Source organism: Streptomyces sp. NBC_01591, assembly GCF_035918155.1.
In the GTDB taxonomy this organism is placed as follows: domain Bacteria; phylum Actinomycetota; class Actinomycetes; order Streptomycetales; family Streptomycetaceae; genus Streptomyces.
Genome location: NZ_CP109327.1, coordinates 92,414 through 113,120 on the forward strand (window position 1 = coordinate 92,414; position 20,707 = coordinate 113,120).

The window sequence follows — 20,707 nt, forward strand, 5'->3', positions numbered from 1 at the left end:
GAGTGATGCCGGTACCCGCGTACGGTTCGGGCTCCAGCGACAGGACCGTGATCGGCTCCCCCCCATTTACCTTTTTGGTGGCTCCGCAACGGGGCTCCCGGCCTCCGGGCTCGGCATGACTTCCCCCCTTGTTAACCATGATCCGGGGGGTGGTGTCACCGAGCCCGGAGGCACTGACTGACCGCTGATTAGGGGCATGACCACCGACTCTTCGCAGGTCGGGAGGCTCTTCGTAATGTGGATGTGGCGATCGGTGCCGTGGACGAGGCCGGGCAGAAGCACGACCGGAGGATGCACGTGATCGACACCGGCGACATCGACGTCTATCTCGGCCTGGACGTCGGCAAAGGCGAACACCACGCCACCGCCGTCACCCCGGCAGGGAAGAAGGCGTTCGACAAGCGCCTGCCCAACACCGAGCCCAAGCTCCGCGAGCTGTTCGCGAAACTCCAGGCCAAGCACGGAACGGTGCTGGTCGTGGGCAGCCGGCCTCGATCGGAGCCCTGCCGCTGGCGGTGGCCCGGGACATGGGCTGCCCCGTCGCCTACCTGCCCGGTCTGACGATGCGGCGGATCGCCGACCTCTATCCCGGCGAGGCCAAGACAGACGCGAGGGACGCGTTCATCATCGCCGACGCCGCCCGCGCGATGCCTCACACTCTGCGCTCGGTCGACCTCGAAGACGAGACGATCGCCGAGCTGGAGATGATCGTCGGCTTCGACGACGACCTGACCGGTGAGGCCACCCGGGTCGCGAACCGGCTCCACGGCCTGCTCACCCAGATCCACCCGTCCCTGGAACGGGTTCTGGGCCCACGGTTGCAACACCCGGCTGTCCTGGCCCTGCTGGAGCGGTTCGGGTCACCGGCCCAGATCCGCAAGGCAGGCCGTCGGCGGCTGGTCACGCTGCTGCGGCCGAAGGCGCCGCGGATGGCCGAGCGGCTGGTCGAGGACATATTCACCGCGCTGGACGAGCAGACCGTGGTGGTTCCCGGCACCGAAGCGGCCGCGCTGATCGTCCCGAGCCTGGCCGGCTCGCTCGCCGCCGTCCTTGACCAGCGCAAGCTCCTGGCCGGGCGCATCGAGGAACTGCTGGAGGCCCACCCTAATGGGCAGTGATGCGGGGCACCGCCAGGCCCACCCCGGCCCGTCGACGCCTTGAAAGAGACTGCGGGCCCCGCATCACCCTCGTGACGGTGGTCGGTGCCGGAGAAGCCGCGCACACCCCCAGGGACTTGGATCCCTTGGTCAAGAGTCGGCCTCCGGTGCCGTCCAGCGTCACGAGTCCGTACCCCACCGCATCCAGTCCGATGATCGGATCGTTGAAGTTTGTGGTCCGAGCCGCCCACAGGGGTCACCTCTCACCACGCCTGGAGCCGCCGAGCTCTGGAGCAGACCGAGGGCCCTGTGAGTCGCTGGGGTCACGAACGGCTAATCGGATGCAGGGCCATCGAGCCCTTCCATTAGGGAGACGCGTGCCCCCGCACGGCTGCGACCAGCAGGACACCCCAGACCGAGAGGACGAACACGCCACGATGACCGTCACCTGCGGAATCGACTGGGCCAGCGACCACCACGATGTCGCTCTGATCGACCACGAGGGCACCTTGTTATCCAGGGCCCGAATCAACGACGACCTCGAGGGCCTGCACCAGCTCCTCAGTCTCCTCACCGCTCACGGCGACAGCGCGAACACCCTGATTCCTGTCGCGATCAAGACCTCCCGCGGCCTCCTTGTGGCCTGCCTGCGAGCCACCGGCCGGCCCGTCTACGCGATCAACCCGATGGCCGCCGCACGCTACCGCGACCGGCATACGGTCACCCGCAAGAAGTCCGACCACCTCGACGCCATGGTGCTCGCGAACATCTTGCGCACGGACAAGGCCGCCCACCGGCCGCTGCCCGACGACAGCGAACTCGCCCGCGCTATAGCCGTCCTGGCCCGCGCTCAGCAGGACGCGGTCTGGGACCGCACCCAAGCGGGCAACAAACTCCGCTCCCACCTGCGCGAATGCTTCCCCGGCTTCCTCGCGACCTTCCAGCACAACCGCGAAGGAATCAGCAGCAACGTCGCCCGCGTCCTCCTGGCCGCGGCCCCCACACCCGAACAGGCGGCCAGGCTCACCCGCGTCCAGCTGCGCTCGCTCCTGAAAAGGGCCGGCCGCCAACGCGGCATCGAGGCGGAAGCCGAACGGCTCCGAGACGCACTGCGCATCCCGCAGATGCGCCAGCCTCCGCAGGTCGAGCAGGCCATGGGCCGCCAGGCCATCGCCCTGCTCAGACAACTTGATGCCGCCTGCACCAGTGTCGACGACCTCGCCGAAGCGACGGTGGAGTCTTTTGACACGCACCCGGACGCCGAGGTCATCACCAGCTTTCCAGGGCTCGGGGCTCTCACCGGCGCCCGGGTGCTCGCCGAGATCGGTGACGACCGATCCCGCTTCACCGACGCTAGAGGGCTCAAGGCCTTCGCCGGAGCCGCACCGGTCACCCGGGCGTCCGGCAGGAGCCTCGCGGTCATGGCCCGACGGGTCAAGAACCAGCGTCTGGCCTCGGTCGGCTATGTCTGGGCCTTCGCCAGCCTGACCGCTTCACCCGGAGCCCGGGCCCACTACGACCGGCGGCGAGCCGATGGAGACCGTCACACCGCCGCTCAGCGCAACCTCTTCAACCGCATGCTCGGCTGCCTCCACCACTGCCTTACCAAGCGAACCCGCTATGACGAGCTCGCCGCGTTCCCCGCACCGTCAACCCCACAACTCACCATCGCCGCTTGACAGATCAACTGCATCGGATGTCTCTTTCCCCGGTCCTGACCTCGATGCCCGGAGTCGGGATCAGGACCGGAGCCAGGATCCTCATCGAGGTCGGCGACGGCAGCAGCTTCCCCTCCGCCGCCCACCTCGCCGCCTACGCAGGACTCGCCCCGGCAACCCGCAACTCGGGCTCCTCGATCCGAGGCGAACAACCGTCCCGGAGAGGGAACAAACAGCTCAAACGGGCCTTCTTCCTCTCCGCGTTCGCAGCCCTGGGCGACCCGACCTCCCGGGCCTACTACGACAAGAAGATCGCCCAGGGCAAGCACCACACTCAGGCCCTCCTCTGCCTCGCGAGACGACGAGCCGATGTCCTCTTCGCGATGCTCCGCGACAGCACCTTCTACGAGCCCCAACCCACCCGATCAGCTTGACCGAACACCATGCTGCGAGAGCTCACGAGACGGGCTGATCTGCGACGTCTCGGTACTCGTCCACGAGCCGGAAGAAGGCGTCAAGCGGAGGTTCACCAGGAAGGTTCTCCACAATCGCAGCGTCCCATCCAGTTGCCATCGACCAACCACGGGTCCTGCTGAGCCAAGAGGCAAACCCTCCACTTCCACGATGAAACGCGAACTCCTCATCGGCATCGTGGACCTGAAGAGCGAGGTGGTAGCCGAACATCATCACCGCCAGTTCCTGCAACGAGCTGTTACGCACCCATGCGTTCGGCCGCTGCCGAACGGCTTCCAGCAGGTCATAGACGTCCCGCCACTCTTCAGCAGCGCGTGCCTTCGACTCTCCGCCTGGCACCCCCACCGAATCCCCCTCTCCAGCCGGCATCACCAGCAAGCTAACCCGCCGCCTTGACGAACTACATAGGGGCACCCCCCCGCCTTCACCGCATCCGGACCACGGTGAGGGTGCCGTGCCGGCCGGACCCGGCCAGCACATCCACGACCAGGTCCGTCTCCACCCGCTTATCCGTCTCCACCCGCTTATACGGCTCGCCGCCTGCCGTCCTCTCCCCCACCACGACCGCGCCACTCAAGGCCTCACCGACACGAGTCGCAAGGACAGGTTCCAGGCGCGCGGACATTCGGGCCGGCCCGCCCTCGTCCCGGTCGTGGCCTGCGCCGTCTGCCACAACCGCATTCATTCGGAACAGCCAGCCAGAACATTCACCGTAGTCACTGGAGAGCCGGATGACCGGGAAACCGTCATGTCCGGTTCGGCGGGAGGCCGCGCGGAACAGGACTCGCCCACGGCGAGCACCTCACCGCGCGGCCGACCCAACCTCCTGGCTGACCGGATACCACCGCCTCAACCACCGCTACGAGCGCAAACCAGGCAACTACCTGTCCTGTCTCGGACTTGCCGCCGCCCTCTGCTGCTACAAACGGCTCCTCAAACTGACCATGCAGGAAACGGTCTCAGCAGCGATCACCACCTGGCTGTGAGACTGCCTGCGCTCGCGTGACCATCGTCGCCCCGTTCACGCGTCTCACGCCCTCGTTCGGATTTGTCTATCGTGGTGTCATGCGAGCATCGGATGGTTCGGTCGAGTGGCTTGAGGACTTCATCACTGCGTGGCACGGAGCACGTCAACCGAGCTACGGCCTGACCGAGACGGAACTACCCGACTTCCTCCCAGTACCGCTCCGATGCCTGTATCGCCATGCCGGACGCTGGCCCGGCCCGAATCCGGAGGAGCACTTGCCGGACTCGCCCGGGATCTTCCAACAACAAGATGTGCTCGTACGCGCCGAGGCCCTGAGCCTTCACGACGGAACGGTCGAGTTCCTCAGCGAGAACCAGGACAGCTGGACATGTCGTGTTACAGCCGCCGGTCCAGCGGCACCCGTCGTGCTGAGCAACGCCCACTGGATGTGGGACGACGACTCGGAAGGCGAGTACATGCCGCTGACACCATCTCTCGAACAGTTCCTCACGAGCTTCGTGCTCCAAGAAACGGTCTTCGGATGCCGCAACCTCGCCACCACCAGCGAGCCGGCGACCCCGACCAGTCGATCCCGCTCTGGCTGGACGGCTGGTACGTCTTCGAAGAACCCAGCCACAGCTTCTGGAACGTTGACTCCGCGCTCGTCGCCGACATCAGTGGAACTCGCTGGGTTGGCTGGAACGGTCCAGACGCGCCCTCAGCCGAGCTCGGCAAGCTGCAAATGATCCGAAGCTAGTGTTCTGCACCCATCGACGCCCTCTCACAAGATCCTGACCATACGCGGGCCAACACCGCTTCCCAGGCCTTAGAACCCTTCGTTTCCGCTGGTCAACGACGTATCGAGTCTGTACCACCAGCAGACGAAGAACCTTCTCGTGTCGTACTCACCCCGATCGCCACCCGGTTCCTGGCGTTGCCGTAGAGGAGGCGGATGCGGGCCGGGTGAGGACCAGGGACCGAGCAGCGGAAGGCGTCGCCCTACGTCGGCAGTCGTTGGGCACTACAGACCGAGCGCACTATCTCCGGTCTCGCGGCGTGCTGCTTCGCTGAGCATGTCTTGCTCATGTGCGTGTCGTGTGAGCACCCACGGCGTCGATGATTGCGGGCCAGAGTTCTCGTGGTCGGTCGTGGCCCATGTCGGCGAGCAGGATCAGTTCCGCGCCGGGCACGAGTTCGGCTGTTCGCTTCCCTCCTCTCGGGTCGATGAGGGTGTCGTCGAGGCCGTGGATCACGAGGGTCGGGACGGTGAGGGAGGTAAGTGCTTCGGCGCGCGATCCTCCGAGGATCATCGCTCCGAGCTGACGGCCTGTGCCCGCTGGGTAGTACGCGCGGTCGTAGCTACGGGCGGCGAGTTCTCGGATGCCGTCGATATCGGTGTAACGCCGGGACGCCCAGATGGCTTCTTTCTCGGATGCGTTGATGTATCCGGCACGGTCTGCGGGCTTGGGGCTGAACAGCGCCTGCTGGGCTGCGGGACTGGGTTGTCCGTATTCGGACTCGCCGGTGGAGGACATCATCGAGGTCAGGGTGAGGCACCGCTCAGGGTGGGTGATCGCCATGGTCTGAGCGATCATCCCGCCCATCGACGAGCCGAAAATGTGGGCGCGAGTGATCCCCATGGCGGTGAGCAGGCCCAGGCCGTCGTCGGCCATGTCCTGCAGCGTGTAGGGGATCATCGCTTGAGCAGCGGGGATTTCGCCGGCGCTCACTGTCTCGATGAACCGCGTCATGTCGACCGGATGGGCGTCGAACTTGGTGGACAGGCCGCTGTCGCGGTTGTCGTAGCGGATCACGTAGCGCCCTCGCGCGGCGAGCATGTGACAGAAATCCTCGTGCCAGGAGATCATCTGGGCTCCGAAGCCCATGACCAGCAGGACGGGCGGATCGGCAGCCTCGCCGAAGGTGTCGTAGGCGATGGAAGCCCCGGAAGGGACGTCGGCGATGGGCATGGTCAGTCCTCGTGAACGTGGTGTTGGTCGCGGCGCCCTTGCGGATGGGGGCGTTTGATCTTTACGTCGTCCAAGCAGGTCGTGGTGGTTCTCAGGTGCTTGAACGGGATCTTCTCGGATGTCAGATAGTCGATTGCCATGACTTCGGCCTCCACTGCGGCGAGGTCGTCGGCCTCGACAGCGGTGTCCGCGTCGGCTTCGATGCGACAGCGGAATGTGAATCTGGTCAGGGTCGGTGTGTACGTGAAGGTTCCGTCCTCGGTGAAGGCCGCGAACTGCAGGTCATGTTCGTGCTGCTTGTCGAGCAGGCGTGTGCGGAGCAGCTGTTCGAGCTCATCGAACCGGCCTGTCACCTGAGCTCTAGCGGCATGAGCAACCATCCCTTCGCCGGCCTGCTGCGAATATCCGGTGGCGGGCTCTACTGCCGGTGGTGAAGATCGCGGCATGAACATCTTTCTGGAGACCGATCGGCTCGTGCTGCGCGCGTTCACCGAGGCCGACGTCGACCATCTGTTCGCGCTGGACAACGATCCCGACGTCATGCGCTTCATCAACGGCGGCCGGCCAACGAGCCGCGAGATGATCCAGGCACAGACCTTGCCCAGGCTCCTCCACGAGTACCCGTGCTTCGGGACCCGCGGCTACTGGGCCGCGCAGGAGAAGGACACCGGGGCCTTCCTGGGCTGGTTCGAATTCCGCCCCCTGGACGAACACAGCCCCGCTTTGGTGGAGCTCGGCTACCGGCTGAACAAGGCCGCCTGGGGCAGCGGCTACGCCACCGAGGGATCACGGGCCCTGATCCGCAAGGGATTCATGGAACTCGGGGTGGGTCGGGTGACCGCGAACACCATGACGGTCAACGCGGGATCCCGACGTGTGATGGAGAAGGCGGGCCTGTCCTTTCTCCGCAACTTCACCGGCGACTGGCCGGAGGCGATCGAAGGCTCCGAGCACGGAGAAGTCGAGTACGAACTCACCCGAACCAAGTGGGAGCAACGTTCATAGAAGTCAGCCGCTCAGCTGGAAGTCCAGCGGTTCCGCTCCGAACAGGCAGCCTTGCCCTCAGGCGATCCACAACTCTTGACAATTACTCGGCCGCCCGTCTCGTCCGGGAGACTCATGGCTTCCTGGTCGAGTTCCAAGTCGCCGACGAACGGATGGGCAGGTGGCCGACTTGCAGCCGGATGACCGTGCCTGAGATGACCGGGAGGTCGCCGGCGGGGTGGTCGGCCAGGCCGAGCATCGGCTCAGCAGCGGGTGCAGCCGGTGCGCTTCTCGGGGGCCGCCATGGCCGCCGCGCGTGCCCGACCGTATCGAACCGTATTGTGCATTGATAATGTAAATGCGCCGCGCGAGGCACACACCTCACTCCACGGCAGACCCGACACGAGGTGTGAGCAGAAAATAGACGAAGGAGCCGGCTCAAAGTGAAGGCTGCACGCTACTTCGACCGCGGTGACATCCGCATCGAGGACATCCCGGAGCCCACTGTCCGACCGGGCACGGTGGGCATCGACGTCGCATACTGCGGGATTTGCGGCACCGACCTACACGAGTACCTCGACGGACCGATCTTCGTCCCGCCGGCCGGCCACCCGCACCCGGTCTCGGGTGAGTCCGCCCCCGTGACGCTTGGCCACGAGATGTCCGGCGTCGTGTACGCGGTGGGTGATGGCGTCGAAGGCCTGAAGCCGGGCGACCGCGTCGTCGTCGAGCCCTACATCCTGCGCCCCGACGTCGACACCAGCGAAAATAACCCGACTTATCACATCTCGCCCGATATGAACTTCATCGGGCTGGGCGGGCGCGGCGGCGGGCTCGCGGAGAAAGTCGTCGTCGAGCGCCGGTGGGTCCACCCGGTCGGAGACGTCCCGCTGGACCAGGCGGCCCTCATCGAGCCGCTGTCGGTTGGGTACCACGCGTTCCAGCGCTCGGGCGCGAAGGCGGGCGACTTCGCCCTCGTCGGCGGCGCCGGCCCCATCGGGCTGCTCACCTGCGCGGTGCTCAAGGCGATGGGCGTCGAGGTCGCGGTCACCGAACTCAGCCCGCTGCGCCGGCAGAAGGCGCTGGACACCAAGGTCGCCGACCACGTCATCGATCCCGCCGCCAGCGACGTTGCCGAGGAGGTCCGGCGTCTCACCGGCGGCAAGGGCGCGGACGTCGCATTCGAGGCCACGTCCGTCAACGTCGTCCTCGACACACTGCTGGACGCCGTTAAGCCGGGCGGCGTCATCACCGTCATCTCAATCTGGGGCAAGCCCGCGTCGCTCGACATGCAGAAGCTCGTCCTCAAGGAGGTCGACCTGCGCGGCACGATCGCCTACGTCAACTCCCACCCGCAAACCATCAAGCTCGTGCAGGAGGGGCGCATCGACCTGGCGCCGTTCATCACCAAGACCATCGGCCTGGACGACCTCGTCACCGAAGGCTTCGAGACCCTAATCCACCACAATGAGACGGCCGTCAAGATCCTCGTAGACCCCCACTCCTGACATGCCGACGGACCCGGCCGCGGGTTACCGGGGCTCGTCTCTCCTTCCTCATCCTCATTTGGTTGCAAAATGGTCCCCGATGGACCGTCCCGGCACCGACGCACTCATCTGTGGCCCCGATGGCACCGCCCAAATCGCCCAGCACGCCCTTCAGATGATGGGCCGCGCCATCGGCCAGGACATTCTCCTCGCGGCCTGCGTAGACTCCCCTGGGCTGCCCCTGTGTTCCCCGCCCATCACTACAATCAACCTGCGCCCCCAGCCTTGCGGGCTACCCCGCGATCGTTCCGCAGCAGCCAGCCACCCGGGCCAGATCCTGAAGACCGACGGAGACCGCCTGGCGGGAGATCCGTTGCCGCTTCGCGGGTGTCCCCGACATCTCCGGCACCGTCCCTCCCGCCGCCGGTGCCGGGACCCCACCAAGTGCACCGCCCTGCGCACCGGGCACCGCTTCAAGCGGGACGGACGCCTGACCATGTCCTCCGGCGACTTCGTGCCCGCCAGCAGTTCCTCGGCTCCTCCGCCGGGCTCTCTCCGGCGACGGTCACCCGGCTGACCCAGCAGTGGCAGGCCGATCACGCCGCGTTCATGGACCGTGATCTGTCCGAGGTCGACTATGTGTACATGTGGGCCGACGGCATCCACCTCAACGTCCGCCTGAAGGAGGCCAAAGCCTGCGTCCTGGTGCTCATCGGGGTCCGCGCCGACGGTTCCAAGCAGCTGGTCGCGCTCAAGGATGGTTACCGCGAGTCCGGTGAGTCGTGGGCCGACCTGATGCGGGACTGCGCCCGCTGGGGCATGCGCGCCCCGGTGCTAGCGGTCGGGGACGGTGCCCTGGGCTTCTGGAAGGCGCTGGCCGAGGTGTTTCCCCACCACCGCGAGCAGAGGTGCTGGGTTCACAAAACCGCAAACGTGCTCGACTCCCTACCGAAGTCCGCGCAGCCGGGCGCGAAGAAGGCCATCCAGGACATCTACAGCGCGGAGGACATGCAGCACGCTGAGGCGGCGATCAAAACGTTCGTGCAGCTCTACGGGGCGAAGTTCCCCAAGGCCGTCATGAAGATCACCGACGACCAGGCCGAGCTGCTGACGTTTTACGCGTTCCCGGCCGAGCACTGGATGCATCTGCGGACCACGAATCCGATCGAGTCCACGTTCGCCACGGTCCGGCTGCGGACCAAGGTCACCCGCGGGACCGGCTCCCGCACCGCCGCCCTGGCGATGGTCTTCAAGCTGGTCGAGTCCGCCCGGCAGCGGTGGCGGGCGGTGAATGCGCCCTACCTCGTCGCCCTCGTCCGGGCAGGCGCCCGCTTCGAACGCGGCCGGCTCGTCGAACGGCCGACGCCAGCCGATTACCTGGGGGCCGACGTGGCATGGTCTGAACACGTAGTGGTGCGAGACGGCGTCCGGCTTACCTGCCGGGACTGGGGCGGGCCGGGACAGCCCATCGTGCTGCTGCACGGCTTGGCCGGTCACACGGGTGAATGGGACGTGCTGGCACAACGCTTGAGCTCCGGGTATCGGGTCGTCGCGGTCGACCAGCGCGGGCACGGCGCCAGCGAGCGTCACCCGCGGGACGTCTCCCGCGCCGCCTACGTCGCCGACGTCATCGCCGTTGTCGATCAGCTGGCGCTGCCGCGGCCCGTCCTGGTCGGCCAATCGCTGGGCGGGCACACCGCCATGCTCACCGCCGCCGCACATACCGGGCTCGTCCGCGCGCTCGTGCTCGTCGAGGCCGGCCCTGCGGGGCAAACCCGAACGGCCCCGCGGACATCGGCGGATGGCTCGACTCATGGCCGACACCGTTCCCCTCACGCGAAGCGGCAGCCGCGTTCCTCGGCGGCGGACCAGTCGGCGCAGGCTGGGCGGCCGGGCTGGAGGAACGCGAGGGCGGATGGTGGCCTCGCTTCGACCGGGACGTGATGGTCCGCTCGCTGGCGGAGAACGCCCAGCGTTCCTTCCATCACGAGTGGGGTCAGGTCGCATGCCCCACCCTGGTCGTCCTGGCCCAAACCAGCTTCATCCCCGCGCAGGAAGCCGACGAAATGCTCCGGCAGCGACCCGCCACCATGGCCATGAGCATCCCCGGCACCCGCCACGACCTGCACCTGGAACAGCCTGAAGCCCTGCACACCGTGATCTCGGACTTCTTCAAGGGCCTCGCCTGAGAAACTCAGCCCGGTCATAGCGTCACCAAAGTCAGACTCCGCAGAAAGCCACCGATCCGCAGGCCTTGACGATCACTCCGACATGGACAAGCGCCTCGACCTGGGGATCATAGTGCCCCGCCCCCAAGCCCCGGCGGAGGCCGTCGCCCATTTGACCGTGGAGACACGATGAAGGACTTCGCCGACCTCATCGCCACCCTTGGACGACTAACGTGGCGGGCGCTCGACCTGATGCGTGTCTGCGCCGCTCGCGACCGCGCCGCGATCGTGGAGCATTTCGCGCACCTAGGAGGCGGACCAGTTGGCGTACCCGCCGTGCTCGTCGCACTGCCTCGACTGCCAAGCACCTCGTCACCGCGGTCGTGCGCGTGCCGCCCTGACGCCGGGTTCACTGTGCGAGCCCAGGAAGGCGGTCTGCGAACCGATGGCCTGAGCGACGACTTCTGAGTGCGTCAGCTGAGGATGGTGCCCCGCGCCGGCAACCACTGTCACGGTGGCGTGCGGGAGGGTGTCCAGCAGCGACTGTCCCTCAGCGGTGAGCGGATCGTTGGATCCCAGGACGATGTGGACACGCCCTGGGTAGTGCTGCAGCTTGGCCTGGAGGTCGGCACGCCACTGCGGGTTCGCCGTGGCGGCCAGAAGCCCGGCGGCGGTGGCCCCAACGGTGCCGCGGCGAAGATCCGCGACAGCCGACCGGAGCGCGGCCGCGTGGCCCGTGGCGCCGGTCAGCCGCTCGGCCAGCGCCTCGGGGGGTGTCCGCCTCAGGTACCAGCGGGTCAGGGCCGGCCGCCTGGCGGTGCGGGGCGGGTGCCCCTGCAGGAAGAACGGTGACACCAGCGTGAGTTGATCCACCGCATCGGGATGGGCGGTCGCGGCGTCGACGGCGGCCGCGGCGCCGATGGAGTGACCCACCAGGTGACGGGCACCGGTCTCGGTGACCAGCGCGGTCAGCCAGGACTGCCAGTCCTCGCGGCGTCCGGCGCTCATACCCAACCCCGGCAGGTCGACGGCGCGCGCGTGCCCGACCGCCGTAACGACCGGCGCCCAGGTGTCGGCGTTGACCGGCAGACCGGGCAGCACCACCGTGGGTGCGCCTGCCTTGCCGAGCTCGAAAGTCCGTATCCCGCCCAGCTTGGTGAATCGTCTGTCACCTGCGGGGGCGTCGCCGAAGCGGTGGGCTGCAAGGTGGTCGGCCCAGCGGCGGATCGTCGTGGCGGTGTCCGGCATGGCCAGCCCGTGCCGGGCGGCGAAGGCACGGGCCGAATCGGTCGGGTAGCGGTCGGTCGACAAAAACGTCACGGTCTCCGGATCAGCCTTGGTGAGCCACTGGGGCAGCCGCTTGAGCAGGGACACCGGGACCCGTGTCCTGGGTGCCTTGACCCCGTAGTGCTCCGCTATGAGCGTGAGCAGGTCGGGCAGTGCGGGCGTGCCGTCGTCCAGCGTCCAGTACGCAGTGCGGTGGGTGGCCTCGTCCATCGGAAGCAGCGTCATGAAACGGGCGAGGTAATCGACCGCGACCACGGGGACGAACGTGTGCCCGTTGCCCGGGAGCACGGGAAGCGAGCCGTGCCAGAGGTCTTTCACATTGGAGGCGAGTCCGAGGTACTGGTCGGACTCCCCGGTGGCGCTGTCGCCGATTACGCTGGCCGGGTTGACGATGGACCAGGGGACACCCAACTGCCCTGCCAGATCCTGGAAGACGGCGTCCGCCTCGGCCCTGGACGCCTCGTAGGCGCCCAGGGCCCGGTAGGTCTCCTGTCGATACTCCTCGCTCCACGGGGCGGCGTCCTGCCCGCCCACGCGGTATCCGGAGACCTGAACCAGGCGGCGCAGGTTCGGCAGCCGCGCCCCGAACGCGACGACCGCGCGGACGCTGCCAACGTTGGCGCGACGCGCCTCATCCACCGACATGCCGAACCGGTAGGCGCCGGCGCAGTTGTAGATCTCGGTGATGTCGTCGCACTCGCCGTCCATCAGTGACGCCTTGGCGAAGTCGACCCGGAGGTCGATCGGGACCTGGTCATACCCGCGCCCGGCCAGCCACCGAGTCAGCCGCTGGTAGGACTCATGGCTCCGGCTGGCCGCGCTGACTCGAACGCCGGCCTGGCCGAGCGCGAGTACCAAGTGGCGCCCGATGAAGCCGCTCGCACCCAGCACCAGTGCATGCCGGTCCTCCGGGCTCATGCCGAAGCCTCCGCGCTCTGTTCCAGCAGCACGGCGATCGCCTGGGCGGCGCAGTGCAGCGGCTCGGTGGACCGCTGGGCACGCGAGACGATCACCGCTCCTTCCACCATGCTGACCACGGCTGTCGCCAGGGCTCGGGCGACGGGACGAGGGTGGCCGTGCGCACTGAGCAGGTCACTTACCGGCGCGATCCATGACTCGAAGGCACGGGCGCAGGCGTCTCGCAGACGTTCGCTCTGCGCACCCATCTCCAGTGTCACCACCGAGACCGGGCATCCCAGCTGGAAGCCGCTGTCGTTGAGTATCCCGGCCAGTTCGTCGATCACACGGCGTACCACCTCACCCGGCGTGGCCGACCCTCGCGCCGAGTCGGCGACGAGAGAGCCAAATCGCGCGGCCGCCAGCTCGACGGCCTTCTCTCCGAGGGCCTCCTTCCCCTGGGGGAAGTGGAAGTAGAGCGACCCTTTCGGGGCACCCGCGTGCTCCACCACCGTGTTGAGTCCCGTGCCGCTATAGCCGTGCCGCTGGATCAGTTCCAGCATCGATTCCGCCAGCCGCGAGCTGGTCCTGGCTCCCTTGGTTCCATCCATGACTCAAGAATAGACCGGTCTATAGATTTTGTGAAGCGTCTCAAGCTTGTCGCAGCGATGTCCACGTCGGAGTCAAAAGCGGGAGTGGCGGGTGCTTCATGAGTGGACCGAGCTGCCCGGCCGGTGAGCGCCGGCGCTGAACCGGCCGGGCACGTCCGTCTCGGCTACGCACGGGCCTCGACTGCCCGGCAGTCCCTCGACGCACAGCTTGACTCCCTCGCCGAGACCGGGGTGACGCGGGTCTTCTCGGAGAAGATCTCCACCCGCGCCACCCGGCGCCCCGAGCTGGAGGCCGCCGTGAAGCTCGCCGGGGAGATCCGCTCCTCCGGCGTCGCCGTGACCCTCGTCGTCCACGAGCACAAGCGGCACGGCCGCGGCATCGAACTCGCCATGCTCGCCGAGGAACTGAAGGCGAGCGACATCGGCCTGGAGTTCCTCCCGGAGAACTGAAGGGCTCCCACGACCCCTCCAGCATCGAGTTCACCGCGCTCCCGGCCATGTCCGGGATGGAGCAAACACCAGCCCCACCGATGCGCCGGCATCCCGCATGACGTGCAGGTGGGCGGTCTTGACATGGGAGTCCCCGCCGTCGGCGACGGGCAGTACCGCCGACGGCGCCCGGGCGCCGTCGGCGGTACTGAACGCGTTGAAGGCGTCGGCGACCGGCTCCGCGAGGTCGGTGAGGTCCACGACCGCGCGAATACGGTCGGCCGTGTGAAGGGGAAAGCTGGGCATGGCAATGGTCCTCACTCGGGCAGGGCGTCCAGGGTTCCCCGGGCCACCATGCTCACGTCACCGCCGACCCGGATGTTGTGCAGCGCGTCGGGGCGTCCCTGCGGCAGGACGGTGAGCCGGCTCGGACGGCCGGTGAAACGCCCCTGCCCCAGGGTGAACTCCTCCTCGACGGGCACAACGCCGTGCAGAGCCAGGTACGCGCCGACGCAGCCCGCCGCACTGCCGGTCGCGATGTCCTCCAGAACGCCGTCGTTGTTCCAGTGGCGACCTTCCAGTGCCTCGATGTCGAGCACGTACGCGAACTGCGCGCCGTACCGCCCGACGAGCTCCGCGAAGTCGCTGCGGACGATCCTCGCCTCGGCCAGACCCGCCACCACCGGCACGATGAGATAGCGCAAGCCGGTGGAGACGACACACAGGGGAAGGTCGGCGAGTGCCCGGGTGGGCAGATTCAGCGCCGCGGCGATCTCCGTCCTGTCCTCCGCCGGTACAGTCGCAAGGAATTCCGGCGCTCCCTGGTCGAGTTCCGCGTGGTACCCGGTGGCGGTGCGCCGGGTCGTCACCTCGACGGTCCCGCCGACCAGGCGCAACGTCCAGCGCCGCAGGCCCCGGCCGCCGTCACGCTCGTGAAGGACGGCGGCCGCGCCCAGGACCGGATGTCCGGCGAAGTCGAGTTCCTCGAAGAGGTCGAACACCCGGGCGGTGACGTCCTGGCTCTCATCCTCACCGCGCAGGAAGATCGTCTCGAAGTGCCGGAGTTCCTGGGTGATCGCGAGCATCTGTGCGGCGGAGAGGCCGGGGACGTCGGGAAAGACGGCAAGGGAGTTGCCGGTGAACGCCTTGCTGGCAAACACATCGACATGGCGGTAGTGCAGGGGCGTGTGGTCTTCAGGACTGATGCGGTAGTGGCTGGTCACGGCTCGACGCTAGGGCGAGACCATCCATCCGGTCATGGTCCAATCCCAATAAAGTGGCCTACGTGAATGGCACGGTGTGGCACGTCCCGGCGTCACGGTTCTTCCAGTTGCTCGGCAACTGGCTCGCCGGCGACGGACCGCTCGCACGACGGTTGGCCGATGCCGTGGAGAAGGCCATCCGCGACGGTCGGCTTCCTCTCGGGGCGCGGCTTCCCGCCGAACGCCTGCTCGCCGGCGAGTTCGGTCTCGCTCGGGGCACCGTGACGATGGGCTACCAGATCCTGCGCGCCGAGCAACTGATCGTTACCCGGACCGGCTCCGGCAGCACCGTCTCCCTGCCCCGGCTGCACGAGCGCCTCTCGCCCTGGGCCAGCGACCGGGGCGAAGCAGGCAAGAACGGGGCACCGCTGGACCTCACCATCGCGGAACCCGCGGCACCCTTCGGCGAACTGCTCCAGGCCGTGAGGGAAGCGACCGACACGCTGTCCGCCACACTGTTGCGCGCCCCCTCTGAAGGCGCCGGTCCGTCGGCGCTGCGCACAGCCATCGCCGACGCCTACGAGGCCCAAGGGCTCGCGACCGACAGCGGGCACCTCCTGCTGACCAGCGGCGCCGATGTCGCGCTGAGCCTGCTCAGCGCGGCATACCTGCGGCCGAACAGCAGAGTCGTCCTGGACTCCCCCACCTATCCGGGCGCGCTCGCCCTGTTCCGGGGCGCGGGTGCCCGGCTGGTCTCCCAGCCCCTCACCCCCACCGGCTGGGACGTCCCCGCCATGGACCGTACTCTCGCGACTGCCCGGCCGTCCCTGACTTACCTGATCGCGGATTTCCACAACCCGACGGGCCTGTTGATGGGCAAGGAGGAGCGCGCCGAACTGCGCCGGCGGTTGCACGCCCACGACACCTTGGTCGTCTTCGACGAGACCATGCGGGACTTGGACCTGCGCGAGGGAGCCGCGCCGCCGCCGCGTATCACGTCATGCGCCGGTGACCGGCACGTCGTGTACGTGGGTTCCTTGAGCAAGTCCTTGTGGCCGGGCCTGCGCGTAGGTTGGATCCGGGCCCATCCCGACGTCACCCGGCGGCTGGCGGCGCTCCCGCTCGCGGCCGCGCTCGCCCCCTCGCCGTTCGACCAGCTCGTCGCCGCCCGGCTCCTGGAGCGCCAGCGGACGGTCCTCGGCCGCCGACGCGCCCAACTCAGGTCCCAGAGAAACTACTTGGTCGCGCGACTCGCAGGTCTTCCGTGGTGTTGTTTCCCGGTCCCGCAGGGCGGTCGGTCCCTGTGGCTCATGCTCCTCGACGCCGCCCCGTTACCTTTTCTGTGGCCCCGAAATGGGGCGCCTGGCCCCCGGGTCCGGTATGGCTGTGTGCCCCCTGTCGAAGTCGATGACCTGGGGGGTGTTGCCGCCGGGCTTCGGGGCACCGCTTGACCGCTGATGAGGGGCCTGACGACTGCCTGGTCCGGTGCAACGCCGGACCTCTTCACGGGCGGGATGTCTGCGTAACGTGGTTGCCGGCGTGTGGTGCCGCAGGGACGGCCGGGACGGATGCGAAAGGCACGACCGAAGAGGGGCATCGCGCATGGCCGACACCGTCATCGATATCTCCGGCATAGGTCTGTTCCTCGGCCTGGACCTGGGCAAGGAGTTCCACCACGCCCGCGGCCTGACCGGGCAGGGCAAGACCGTCCACGACAAGAAGCTGCCCAACACCGAGGCCCGCCTGCGGGAGTTGTTCGACAAGCTCAGGGCCAAGTTCGGCACCGTCCTGGTGATCGTGGACCAGGTCGCCAACATCGGCGCGCTGCCACTGACCGTGGCCCGCGCGACCGGCTGCCGGGTCGCTTACCTGCCGGGACTCTCGATGCGCCGGGCCGCCGACCTCTACCCGGGCGAAGCCAAGACCGACGCCCGCGACGCCTTCGTCATCGCCGACACCGCCCGGACCATGCCGCACACCCTGCGCGCGGTGGACCGCGACGACGAGAAGCTGGCCGAGCTGACCATGCTCACCGGCTACGACAACGACCTGGCCGGCGAGGTCAACCGCACCTCCAACCGGCTGCGCGGCCTGCTCTCCCAGATCCATCCCACCCTGGAGCGGGTGGTCGGCCCCCGGCTGGGCTACCCCTACATCCTGGCCCTCCTTGAACGGCACGGCTCCCCGGCCAGGCTGAAGAAACTGGGCCACGCCCGCTGCGAGGCCCTGCTCAAGGCGCACGGCTCGCGCAAGGCCCACCACCTCACCGCGGAGATCTTCGACGCGCTTGCCGAGCAGACCGTCATCGTGCCCGGCACCGAGGCCAGCGCGCTGATCGTGCCCGGACTTGCCGCCCAGCTCGCCGCCGCCCACACCCAGCGCCGCCAGGCCGAGCAGGAGATCGCCGCCCTGCTGGAGGCCCTCCCTCTTTTCCACCTCCTGACCTCCATGCCCGGCATGGGCGTCAGGACCACCGCCGCCGTGATCGTCGCCATCGGCGACGGCACCACCTTCCCCACCGCAGGACACCTCGCCTCCTACGCCGGACTCGCCCCCGCCACCAAGTCCTCGGGCACCTCCATCCGTGGCGAGCACGCACCCCACCGCGGCAACCGACTCCTCAAACGCGCCCTCTTCCAGGCCGCGTTCGCCGCGATCGGCTGCAAATCCGACCGCTCCTCCCGCACCTACTACGACCGTCAACGCGCACGCGGCAAGACCCACACCCAAGCGATCCTCCGCCTGGCCCGCCAACGTGTGAACGTCATCCACGCAATGATCCGCACCGGGGCCCTCTACGAACCACGAACCCCCGGCGACATCGGCCTCGCGGCCTGACAGCACCACCGCCCCTCCCTTCCTGACCCCATCACGCGCGCACCGGCACGGCCACCCCCGCCGTGCCGGCCACCGGGCTGCCCATCAGGCACCCGATCCGCCGGGAACGTCCCGCTTCGCGGGACGTTCCCAAAACCAGCACCAACTCCCACGAACCGACCCTGACAGGGTTGACGAAACAGATAGGGGCACCCCCCGCCGGTTGGCCGACCTGGCGGCCACGCGCAACCTCGCCCTCACTCCGGGCTTCCACTTCTCTCCCGACGGCGCTCTGGATCGCTATCTGCGGCTTCCCTTCACCCTTCCGCCCGAGGCACTCGGCACCGCGGTCGCTACTACACCGACGGCACCCTGGAGGCGGAGCGCCTCGTGGAGCTGGAGGCATTGGGGATGGTCTGGGCCGAGCGGGACGCGGCCTGGGCGGACGGGGTGGCCGCGGCCCGGCTCTACACCGCCGCCCACGGCCACTTCCTCCCGTCGACCAGTGCGGTGTGGGCCGACTACCCGATCGGGGTCTGGGCCAAGAACGCCCGCACAGCGGCCCGCCGGGCCGCCGAGAACGACGAGCTGCGCGCGGCCGGGCGGTTGCCACCACCGGGCCGGCGAACCCACCCCAACGGCGCCTCTCCGGAGTCCAGTTCCCGCACCCCGAGCGACACAGTGGCCTCCCGGACGCCGACGGCACGGGCGACCGCCCGGATCCCGCCGTGACCGAGCGACCGGGCCTCCGCCCCTATCAACAGACGACGCTGCCGCTCGTCGAGATGCGGCAGAATCGCCCCGAACTTGGCTGACAACACGGCTGTTGCTCTTCCAACCCACCCATGCCAGACCAACGAACCACCGAGCGGAAAGCCACGGGTAAAAGATCTGCACGCCCTAAGGGCTCGTAAAGAATCAACACGTTGGTTTGGTCTCTGTCGTGAGGGTCGCGCCGTGTGCGGTGGCGTGGACGAGGAGTCCTGCCAGGGTGCTGAGGTGTGCTGCTGGGGGCTGGGGTGTGTGCGCGTGCTGGTCCATCAGTCGTCGGATCTCGCTGGTGGTGTGGCGGATGGTGTCCTTGCTGACGGCGAAGAGGTGGGCCAGCACGGTAGGCGGCAGAGCGAGGTTTTGTTGCAGCACGGTGGCCAGGACCCGGTCGGCCAGGTCGAGTTTGGCTTTGCGGCCGCCGCCCGGGGCCCGGCGCCGGGTGCCGCCGTCGCGTCGGGTGGCCGGGTCCTGTTTCTGCAGCGCCTGCCAGCCAGGGGTCAGGGTCTCGGTCAGCTCGGCCAGTGCGGTGCAGGTCATGCCGGTCAGCGCGGGATGTGACAGGGCACCGCGGTCGAAGACCGCCGCCGGCCCGGGCGTCGGCCTGGTGGGGTCTGCCGGGCTGGCGGGGTGGGGGTGCACGGTGTAGTTCCATTCGCCGTGGAAGGCATGTCCGGTGACCGGCGCCGCGTTCAGCTCGGTGTCGCTGACCTTCACACCGGTGGGATAGGTGCCGGTGTCGAGTTCGGCGTGGACGGTGAGACCGGTGCGGGTGGTGGTCGCGGCGATGGACTGCACGACGACCTCGTGGCTGTTCAGCGCTCTGCCGCGCCAGTTCATGGTGATCGCGGAGAACAGCCGATGCTCCACCTTGTTCCACTTCGATGTGCCCGGCGGCATGTGGCAGACCGTGACGGCCAGGCCGGTCCGGGCGGCGAACGCGGCCAACTCGGTCTTGAAGGCCCGGGTGCGGTAGCCGTTGGAGCCGCCGGCATCGGCAGTGATCAACAGACGTCTGGCCTGCGGGTAGTCGAGGCGTCCTTGCCCGTTCCACCAACGGCGGATCGATTCGACCGCGAAGGCTGCGGTGTCGTGATCCGTACCGACATTCACCCAGCCGGTGTCCGCCGCCAGATCGTAGATGCCATAAGGCAGGGCCTTGCCCAGTGCATCGCTGGGGAAGTCATGGACGTCAACCCGCACGGGTTCACCGGCCGGCCGCCATTGACGTCCCGCATTCTTGAAATCCCCGACGACTTCCTTCTTTTTCGTGTCCACACTGACCACCGGCTCGCCCTCCGCCTGATGGTCCTTGACCTGGTCGTTGATGTACCGGAACTGCGCGTCCCGGTCGGGGTGCTGAGCGCCCTCAAGGGTCTTGGCATTGGCCTGCAGACTGAAACCGTTCTCCCGCAGCAGCCTGCCCACGGTCGGCGCCGACGCGGTATGGCCCTGCCGCGTCAGCTCCCCGGCCAGAGACCGCAGCGACTTGGTCGTCCACCGCAGCGGCGACATCGGATCCCCCGCTCATCCGGCTCGACCAGCGCCAGCAACGCCGGAACGAGCAGCCGGTCAAGCTTCTCGGCGCTCTTGCGACCGCCGCCGTCCCGGCGGACCCGGCCATCGGGCAGTGGGTCCTCACCGCCCTCCAACTCGAAGACACCCTTCCGCACCGTCGTCTCGCTCACCCCTGCGGCACGCGCGACGGCCCGGACCCCACCGTGCCCCAGCAGCCGGGCCTCGGCGGCCAGCGCCAGCCGCTGCTGCCGCTCATTCAGATGAGGGAACAACACTCCGAATCTCAGGGCAAGTTGGTCACGAACCTCACTCGGTATGCGCATACCACACCAACGACAGGGAGACCGTGAAGCAACGTGTTGATTCTTTACGA

General features: G+C 68.0%; 17 protein-coding genes and 6 pseudogenes. 14 read left to right on the forward strand and 9 right to left on the reverse strand.

The genetic code is table 11. From position 1 onward, the window contains the following. Positions 1-291: 291 nt before the first annotated feature. The 3 genes and pseudogenes from OG978_RS00470 to OG978_RS00480 form a co-directional block, all read left to right on the forward strand. Positions 292-1,106 (forward strand): annotated as a pseudogene (locus OG978_RS00470) (IS110 family transposase); the annotation flags it as partial. A 428-nt stretch (positions 1,107-1,534) separates the two neighbouring features. Next, entirely contained in the window at positions 1,535-2,776 is a 1,242-nt protein-coding gene (locus OG978_RS00475; RefSeq protein WP_326769881.1) for an IS110 family transposase, read from the forward strand. Between the two features lie 23 nt (positions 2,777-2,799). Continuing rightward, positions 2,800-3,189: pseudogene (locus OG978_RS00480) on the forward strand (transposase); the annotation flags it as partial. 22 nt (positions 3,190-3,211) lie between these two features. On the opposite strand, the gene OG978_RS00485 reads toward OG978_RS00480, so the two are convergent. Next, complete coding sequence (locus tag OG978_RS00485) at positions 3,212-3,607, reverse strand: hypothetical protein (RefSeq protein WP_326763299.1); 396 nt, start codon at positions 3,605-3,607, stop codon at positions 3,212-3,214. A 624-nt stretch (positions 3,608-4,231) separates the two neighbouring features. Here OG978_RS00485 and OG978_RS00490 point away from each other — a divergent pair. Then, positions 4,232-4,942: a hypothetical protein gene (locus tag OG978_RS00490; protein ID WP_326763300.1), complete on the forward strand. Its 711-nt coding sequence runs from the start codon at positions 4,232-4,234 to the stop codon at positions 4,940-4,942. A 336-nt stretch (positions 4,943-5,278) separates the two neighbouring features. Here OG978_RS00490 and OG978_RS00495 read toward each other — a convergent pair whose 3' ends face one another. Both OG978_RS00495 and OG978_RS00500 read right to left on the reverse strand, forming a co-directional pair. Further along, positions 5,279-6,166 (reverse strand): alpha/beta fold hydrolase, encoded by an 888-nt coding sequence (locus OG978_RS00495; protein WP_326763301.1) that lies wholly within the window; start codon positions 6,164-6,166, stop codon positions 5,279-5,281. Positions 6,167-6,168: 2 nt separating this feature from the next. Further along, positions 6,169-6,618 (reverse strand): DUF6204 family protein, encoded by a 450-nt coding sequence (locus OG978_RS00500; RefSeq protein ID WP_326763302.1) that lies wholly within the window; start codon positions 6,616-6,618, stop codon positions 6,169-6,171. Between OG978_RS00500 and OG978_RS00505 the strand changes: the two genes are divergently transcribed. The 6 genes and pseudogenes from OG978_RS00505 to OG978_RS00525 all read left to right on the forward strand — a co-directional run bounded on the left by OG978_RS00505 (position 6,611) and on the right by OG978_RS00525 (position 10,826). Continuing rightward, entirely contained in the window at positions 6,611-7,171 is a 561-nt protein-coding gene (locus tag OG978_RS00505; protein ID WP_266816616.1) for a GNAT family N-acetyltransferase, read from the forward strand. The genes OG978_RS00500 and OG978_RS00505 overlap by 8 nt on opposite strands. A gap of 422 nt (positions 7,172-7,593) precedes the next feature. Further along, on the forward strand, positions 7,594-8,658 hold the full coding sequence (locus OG978_RS00510; protein ID WP_326763303.1) for a 2,3-butanediol dehydrogenase: 1,065 nt from the start codon (positions 7,594-7,596) through the stop codon (positions 8,656-8,658). Position 8,659: 1 nt separating this feature from the next. After that, positions 8,660-9,214: a substrate-binding domain-containing protein gene (locus tag OG978_RS48130; RefSeq protein WP_442817632.1), complete on the forward strand. Its 555-nt coding sequence runs from the start codon at positions 8,660-8,662 to the stop codon at positions 9,212-9,214. Further along, a pseudogene (locus tag OG978_RS00515) lies at positions 9,154-10,011 on the forward strand (IS256 family transposase); the annotation flags it as partial. The gene OG978_RS48130 and the pseudogene OG978_RS00515, both read left to right, overlap by 61 nt. 138 nt (positions 10,012-10,149) lie before the next feature. After that, positions 10,150-10,581 carry an alpha/beta fold hydrolase gene (locus OG978_RS00520; RefSeq protein WP_326769882.1) on the forward strand — a complete coding sequence of 144 codons (432 nt, stop codon included), beginning with the start codon at positions 10,150-10,152 and terminating at the stop codon, positions 10,579-10,581. After that, on the forward strand, positions 10,578-10,826 hold the full coding sequence (locus OG978_RS00525) for an alpha/beta fold hydrolase (RefSeq protein ID WP_326763304.1): 249 nt from the start codon (positions 10,578-10,580) through the stop codon (positions 10,824-10,826). Before OG978_RS00520 ends, OG978_RS00525 begins: the two co-directional genes overlap by 4 nt. A gap of 351 nt (positions 10,827-11,177) precedes the next feature. On the opposite strand, the gene OG978_RS00530 is transcribed toward OG978_RS00525, so the two are convergent. Continuing rightward, positions 11,178-13,010 carry an alpha/beta fold hydrolase gene (locus tag OG978_RS00530; protein WP_326763305.1) on the reverse strand — a complete coding sequence of 611 codons (1,833 nt, stop codon included), beginning with the start codon at positions 13,008-13,010 and terminating at the stop codon, positions 11,178-11,180. Continuing rightward, on the reverse strand, positions 13,007-13,600 hold the full coding sequence (locus tag OG978_RS00535) for a TetR/AcrR family transcriptional regulator (protein ID WP_326763306.1): 594 nt from the start codon (positions 13,598-13,600) through the stop codon (positions 13,007-13,009). The genes OG978_RS00530 and OG978_RS00535 overlap by 4 nt, the downstream gene beginning before the upstream one ends. Positions 13,601-13,723: 123 nt before the next feature. On the opposite strand from OG978_RS00535, the gene OG978_RS00540 reads away from it, so the two are divergent. After that, positions 13,724-14,050 (forward strand): recombinase family protein, encoded by a 327-nt coding sequence (locus tag OG978_RS00540; RefSeq protein ID WP_326763307.1) that lies wholly within the window; start codon positions 13,724-13,726, stop codon positions 14,048-14,050. Between the two features lie 30 nt (positions 14,051-14,080). On the opposite strand, the gene OG978_RS00545 is transcribed toward OG978_RS00540, so the two are convergent. Next, a complete protein-coding gene (locus tag OG978_RS00545) occupies positions 14,081-14,335 on the reverse strand; it encodes a hypothetical protein (protein ID WP_326763308.1) in 255 nt (84 codons plus the stop codon). A gap of 11 nt (positions 14,336-14,346) precedes the next feature. Continuing rightward, positions 14,347-15,252 (reverse strand): PhzF family phenazine biosynthesis protein, encoded by a 906-nt coding sequence (locus OG978_RS00550; protein ID WP_326763309.1) that lies wholly within the window; start codon positions 15,250-15,252, stop codon positions 14,347-14,349. Positions 15,253-15,314: 62 nt separating this feature from the next. Between OG978_RS00550 and yczR the strand changes: the two genes are divergently transcribed. The 3 genes and pseudogenes from yczR to OG978_RS00565 all read left to right on the forward strand — a co-directional run. Then, positions 15,315-16,682: an aminotransferase-like domain-containing protein gene (gene yczR / locus OG978_RS00555; RefSeq protein WP_326763310.1), complete on the forward strand. Its 1,368-nt coding sequence runs from the start codon at positions 15,315-15,317 to the stop codon at positions 16,680-16,682. 151 nt (positions 16,683-16,833) lie between these two features. Beyond that, a complete protein-coding gene (locus OG978_RS00560; protein WP_326763311.1) occupies positions 16,834-18,069 on the forward strand; it encodes an IS110 family transposase in 1,236 nt (411 codons plus the stop codon). A 390-nt stretch (positions 18,070-18,459) separates the two neighbouring features. Beyond that, positions 18,460-18,564, forward strand: a pseudogene (locus tag OG978_RS00565) (hypothetical protein); the annotation flags it as partial. 80 nt (positions 18,565-18,644) lie between these two features. Here the strand turns inward: OG978_RS00565 and OG978_RS00570 are convergent. Beyond that, a pseudogene (locus OG978_RS00570) lies at positions 18,645-18,869 on the reverse strand (ISAzo13 family transposase); the annotation flags it as partial. Positions 18,870-18,966: 97 nt separating this feature from the next. Continuing rightward, a pseudogene (locus tag OG978_RS00575) lies at positions 18,967-20,657 on the reverse strand (ISAzo13 family transposase). Positions 20,658-20,707 lie beyond the last annotated feature (50 nt).